Source organism: Caldisericota bacterium, from assembly GCA_034717215.1.
In the GTDB taxonomy this organism is placed as follows: Bacteria; Caldisericota; Caldisericia; order Caldisericales; family Caldisericaceae; genus UBA646.
Window position 1 is genome coordinate 1 of sequence record JAYELD010000139.1, and the last position, 5703, is coordinate 5703.

The 5703-nt window shown below is 36.1% G+C and carries 5 protein-coding genes; 4 read left to right on the forward strand and 1 reads right to left on the reverse strand.

Going from position 1 to position 5703, the window contains the following annotated elements:
• Nucleotides 1-644 precede the first annotated feature (644 nt).
• The 3 genes from U9Q18_05835 (at nt 645) to U9Q18_05845 (ending at nt 3429) form a co-directional block, all read left to right on the forward strand.
• Nucleotides 645-1235 (forward strand): AAA family ATPase, encoded by a 591-nt coding sequence (locus U9Q18_05835; GenBank protein ID MEA3313878.1) that lies wholly within the window; start codon nt 645-647, stop codon nt 1233-1235.
• Nucleotides 1201-1857: a DUF4143 domain-containing protein gene (locus U9Q18_05840; protein MEA3313879.1), complete on the forward strand. Its 657-nt coding sequence runs from the start codon at nt 1201-1203 to the stop codon at nt 1855-1857. Before U9Q18_05835 ends, U9Q18_05840 begins: the two co-directional genes overlap by 35 nt.
• Before the next feature lie 195 nt (nt 1858-2052).
• Nucleotides 2053-3429, forward strand: a complete 1377-nt coding sequence (locus tag U9Q18_05845) for an ATP-binding protein (protein ID MEA3313880.1) — start codon at nt 2053-2055, stop codon at nt 3427-3429.
• A gap of 5 nt (nt 3430-3434) precedes the next feature.
• On the opposite strand, the gene U9Q18_05850 is transcribed toward U9Q18_05845, so the two are convergent.
• Nucleotides 3435-3653 (reverse strand): hypothetical protein, encoded by a 219-nt coding sequence (locus U9Q18_05850; GenBank protein MEA3313881.1) that lies wholly within the window; start codon nt 3651-3653, stop codon nt 3435-3437.
• A gap of 662 nt (nt 3654-4315) precedes the next feature.
• On the opposite strand from U9Q18_05850, the gene U9Q18_05855 reads away from it, so the two are divergent.
• Nucleotides 4316-5353 carry a Fic family protein gene (locus U9Q18_05855; GenBank protein ID MEA3313882.1) on the forward strand — a complete coding sequence of 346 codons (1038 nt, stop codon included), beginning with the start codon at nt 4316-4318 and terminating at the stop codon, nt 5351-5353.
• The last annotated feature ends 350 nt before the right edge of the window (nt 5354-5703 follow it).

Consider the following 5703-nt stretch of genomic DNA (forward strand, 5'->3'; position numbering starts at 1 on the left):
TGGATGCCTTCCTTTCTATTCCTTTGAAAGAGATCAAAAAAGCTTTAGCAAAACCAGACGTTGTTTCCTTGATAACTCGGGCCTTAGAGTAATTTTATGTTCCTCCCTCACCATTGAACTGCCATTTTTTATTGCAGACTCTTTTGCCTTTTCTTTGTCCTTGCACTTCTTCTTCGTCATCATGGGTCTTTGCGAGCCGAAGGTGTGGCAACCTCCTCCTTAACAACAAACAATTGTTTTATAAAAACAAAATTTAAAGTAATATTACTATGGGACTGCCACGCTCCCGTTAGTCAACTTGGCGTAATGCGTGCCAAGGAAAAGAGCGCAGTGACAGAGAGAGTCATTCTGGATGGAGCGTAGCGACAGAAGAATCCCCTCTTTTACCTTTTTTGCTTTTATACTTTTCCATTTTTTTATACTCTTTTCTCTTTATATGTTTTTGCTTTTAAAAAGGAGTCTTGAGGGGAATGTGTTCCTTTACTTAAAAATAATCTCTGACATTAACGATTTGCATAAAGCACAACAATTACAATGGTTTTAAAAATACATAAAAAAGTACTTACAGTTTGCCTTTAAATTTTTCAAGATAATGCTATAATTTATTCAAGATATGAATAGATTCTATTCAGGAGGTGAATAATATGGTAAATAAAATATATAAAAAGAGATGGGCTGCAGCAAAAATGCGAAAAGCTCTAAATGTATCAAAAGTATTAATCCTTACAGGTGCACGGCAAACAGGAAAAACAACTTTATTAAGAAATGAATTGCCCTTCAATAATTATAAATACTTCAGTATGGATGATCTTGACACACTTACTCAGGCAGAAAAAGATCCCTCGCCAATACTCTCCTCCGGGAAAAATATCATTATAGATGAAGCACAACGAGTTCCAAAAGTTTTGTCCGCAACCAAACAAATAGTAGATAACGAAAAAGGCAGGCACTTTATACTCTCAGGATCAGCCAACTTCCTGTTGTTAAAAAATATTTCCGAAACTTTAGCGGGGCGGGCAACATACTTCACACTTTATCCATTTACTTTTTCCGAGTCAAAAAGAAAAGAGACACCTTACTGGCTTTTAAATATGTTTAAAGGAGAATACCCAGTAGAAAAAAAAATTATCCACTACGCAAATGCTATTCAAAGGATTCTTGCCGCCTGTATTAAAATTAAAAAATCCGGAAGAAATTTCAATGTGGTGGAACGGGTATGTAAAAACATATCTTGAAAGGGATTTAAGAGATTTATCAAACATAGCCTCGCTGGGAGATTTTAGAAATGTGATGGAATTGCTTGCTTTAAGAACAGGTTCCATCGTTGAACAAACAGGCATATCAAGAGATACGGGAATAAGTCAGCCAACAGTACATAGATACATAAATCTGCTGGAAGCATCTCACTTATTTGTTAGACTCAGGCCATTTACAAAAATTAAATCAAAGAGCATTACTAAAACACCTAAAGGATATTTTATCGACACGGGAATAGCAACACACCTGGTAGGTTATAGAAACTCAAGCGCAATAGATGAAAAATTCAAAGGCCATTTGTTTGAAAGTATGATTTTAGCAAATCTTCTTACACTTGCAGATATCTGGAAAATGAGAATTTACTTCTGGAGAACAAGAGGAGAAAAAGAAAAAGAGATCGATTTTGTTTTAGAATATGGAAGAAAAATTTTGCCAGTAGAGGTAAAATGCAGTAACAAGGTTAATTACAGTGATATTCGGAACATACTTTATTTTCTCAGTGCAAACCCCAATGCGGTAGGAGGAATAGTAATATACAATGGAGACAAAGTTTATAGACTTTCTTCAAATATTTTTGCTGTACCATGGGTGATGCTTTAATAGATTGCGCAAGAACAAAAAGAGCATCATTGAGTTCCTTTTCTTTATCACTGCGCTCTTTTCCTTGGCACTACGGGTCTTTGCGAGGACTTCGTAGAAGTCCGCGGCAATCTCTACATTTATTCCCTTCTCTTATTGCAAAATAGTATACTTTAGAGTATAATACTTTAAAGTATACAAATAGCTGGAGGTGCAATGATGTTTGTAGATAGAAAAGAAGAGCTTAATCTTTTGGAAAAGTTATTCCAAAAAAAGGATGCTCAGTTGATTATTCTCTATGGTAGGCGCAGAATAGGAAAAACTGAGCTACTCAGGCAATCCGCAAAGGGAAAAAAACATCTTTTCTTTTCGGCAGATCTTTCTTCTGAACAAGAACAGTTAAGGCAGTTTACTGAAAAAATATACCACATTTCAGGCGATTCCTTTTTGCAAACGCAGCCTTTTATTTCCTGGGAGTCTTTGTTGAGATATGTTTTTGAACATTTGGCAAGCGAGGTCCATATCATTATAGATGAATTTCCATACCTTTGTGTCAGTAATCCTGCTCTCCCTTCCATTCTACAAAAAGTTTGGGATGAGAAATCAAAGGAAAAGCATATTTCTCTTGTGCTTTGTGGTTCTTATCTGAGTTTTATGGAAAAAGAAATATTGAGTAGCAGAAGTCCTCTGTTTGGACGAAGGACAGCTCAAATTTTCCTCCAGCCCTTACCTTTTAAAGAACTTAAATATTTCTTTCCACAATATTCAAAGGAGGAGCGGGTATATGCATATGCTGTAGCAGGTGGTACACCTGCGTATCTTCAAAAGATTACCGATAAAAATGCATTAGCAGAAAATGTAAAAACAGAAATTCTAAACAAAAATGCTTTTCTTTATAATGAACCAAGATTTCTTCTTATGGAAGAGCTTCGTGAGCCCTCTCTTTATTTTTCGATATTGAAAGCAATAGCCTCTGGGAAAACAAAATTAAATGAGATTGTTCAAGATACAGGAATAAAGCCCAGTTACAAAGTTAACAAATATATTGCAGTACTACGTGAATTGCGCATTGTAAGAAGAGAATTACCCATCACCAAGGAAAAACCCCATAAGTCACGGAAAGGTATTTATATTTTAAATGATCCATTTTTCAGGTTTTGGTTCAGATACGTTTATCCAAATGTTAGCTACCTTGAGGAAGGTGATGTCAATTATGTATGGGAAGAAAAAATAAAACCCGACCTTGATAGCTTTACAGGATTTATTTTTGAAGACATATGTGTACAGAAGATTAAAGAATTGAATAGAGAAAATAAGCTCCCATTTAAAGCTGAGAGAATTGGACGGTGGTGGGACAGCAGTGATGAAATTGATGTTGTTGCTTATAATAGCAAAAATGAGTTTATGTTTTTTGAGTGCAAATGGAGAAAAAAGAAACTGGGAATGAATGTATTAAATGATTCAAAAAGAAAAGCAAATAAATTTTCTAAGGCAGAGCATCGCTATTTTGGATTTTTCTCCAAATCAGGATTCACAGAGAAATTAACAGAAGTCTCCAAACGGAGTGAGAATATTTTTTTGTTTGTCTATTAAATTTTTTATTGTGCACGCTTTTTTATCTTATCATTCCTGGCTTGTCTCAGAATCTCGTCTTTGTTTTTATATCTCTGCTTTTTCTGGGGAAACATTGAGGGGTGTTTTCCACCCCCCTCAAATAAACAGAGACCCTTCGCAAAAAAACGCTCAAGGGTGACAAAAAAACGGGTCATTCCGGGCTTGATCCGGAATCTCATCTTTTGCCTCTTCTTCGTCATCATGGGTCTTTGCGAGCCGAATGTGTGGCAATCTCCTCCTTAACAACAAACAATTGTTTTAGGAAAACAAAAAAAAGAAGATTTACCTTGAGATCGCCACGTCACTTCTCTTCGTTACGTTCCTCGCGATGACGAAAGTAGAGCGTCCTTGCACTTCTTCTTCGTCATTACGGGTCTTTGCGAAGGGCAGTTTTTTGCCCTGTGGCAATCTCATCTTTTGCCTCTGTCCTGTCATTGCGAACATTTCGAAGAAATGTGTGGCAATCTCCTTCTTAACAACAAACAATTGTTTTATAAAAACAAAAAAAGAAGATTTACCTTGAGATCGCCACGTCACTTCTCTTCGTTACGTTCCTCGCGATGACGAAAGTAGAGCGTCCTTGCACTTCTTCTTCGTCATTACGGGTCTTTGCGAAGGGCAGTTTTTTGCCCTGTGGCAATCTCATCTTTTGCCTCTGTCCTGTCATTGCGAACATTTCGAAGAAATGTGTGGCAATCTCCTTCTTAACAACAAACAATTGTTTTATAAAAACAAAAAAAGAAGATTTACCTTGAGATCGCCACGTCACTTCTCTTCGTTACGTTCCTCGCAGTGACAAAGAGGGCCATTCTTGACATACCTTTTTTAAATATTAGACTTTATACAATTAATAAAGGAGCGGGAGATGTTAAAACCAAAATTTAATTATACAAATAAAATTGTAAACAACCTTGTTGAAATTACTGCGGCAAGGGGGATTATTTTAAATTCTTACCTTGTACCCAAGTGGGAAGTATCTCTTAGAAGAGAAGCACTTCTCAGGGCAACACATGCGTCCACTGCAATAGAAGGAAACCCTCTCACATTTGAGGAAAAAATTATGCTTGCTCAAGGAAGAAAAGTAATAGCATCAAGAAAAGCAAAACAGGAGGTGCTAAACTACTTAGATGTCCTTGAACATATAAAAAAATATCATGAGAAGAACCTGATCACAGAGAAAATGCTTTTAAAAATGCACAATGATATAACAAAAAACACGCTTGATGACCCTGCCTGGGAGAAAGAATACAGGAAAATTAAAGTATATGTAGGAAACAAGAATACAGGAGAAGTAATATTTACGCCACCAGGTGCAAAAGAAGTGCCCTCTCTTACAAATCAGTTTCTAAAATGGCTCAATTCAGAAGAGTCAAAATTACTGCATGCTGTACTTGTTGCGGGTATCTCTCATTATGAGTTTGTAAGAATACATCCATTTGTTGATGGAAACGGTAGAACTGCAAGAGCACTTGCAACTCTTATTCTTTACCTTAGAGGGTTTGACATTAAAAGATTCTTTGTATTGGATGATTATTATGATAGCGATAGAAAAGCATATTACAATGCACTAAAAAGTGTTGATCAACACAAACTTGACATCACTAAATGGCTTGAATATTTTACGGACGGAGTTTATCTCTCCATATCACAGGTAAAAAAGAAAGTTCTCCACCTCTCTCTGGAAAAAGGAAAAATATCGCAACATGGGCAAGTAGCTCTAACAGAAAAGCAAATGAAAATAATTGAATTTATGCAAAAGAATGGAAAGATAACAAATAAAGATGTGAGGAAAATGTTTAATCTTTCAAACCGTGGAGCATTAGACGAGATAAATAAACTTGTAGTGCTGGATATAATTATTCCAAAAGGTAAAGGCGGGGGTCTTTACTATGTTCTCGAGTAAACTTCACGATTTACTTCACGATTTACTTCACGATTCACTTCACGATTAGAGCAAGAGAGAATCAAAGATGAGTAAAAGAATTTAGGAAGTAAAATAACAGTTTTTCCTGTCATCGTATATACTACTTTGGGCCGACAGTTTCATCGTCGTTGCGTTTTTTTCTTGTCATTGCGAGCATTCCTTTGGAAGGCGCGGCAATCTCCTATTTTGTTTCTGCCCTGTCATTGCGTTTTTTTCTTGTCATTGCGAACATTTCGAAGAAATGTGTGGCAATCTCCTTCTTAACAACAAACAATTGTTTTATAAAAACAAAAAAAGAAGATTTACCTTGAGATCGCCACGTCACTTCT

What these genes read in the sequence shown, in the direction of transcription:
- U9Q18_05835 (MEA3313878.1), top strand. Translation starts at nt 645, where the DNA reads ATGGTAAATAAAATATATAAAAAGAGATGGGCTGCAGCAAAAATGCGA.
- U9Q18_05840 (MEA3313879.1), top strand. Translation starts at nt 1,201, where the DNA reads ATGTGGTGGAACGGGTATGTAAAAACATATCTTGAAAGGGATTTAAGA.
- U9Q18_05845 (MEA3313880.1), top strand. Translation starts at nt 2,053, where the DNA reads ATGATGTTTGTAGATAGAAAAGAAGAGCTTAATCTTTTGGAAAAGTTA.
- U9Q18_05850 (MEA3313881.1), bottom strand. Translation starts at nt 3,653, where the DNA reads ATGATGACGAAGAAGAGGCAAAAGATGAGATTCCGGATCAAGCCCGGA.
- U9Q18_05855 (MEA3313882.1), top strand. Translation starts at nt 4,316, where the DNA reads ATGTTAAAACCAAAATTTAATTATACAAATAAAATTGTAAACAACCTT.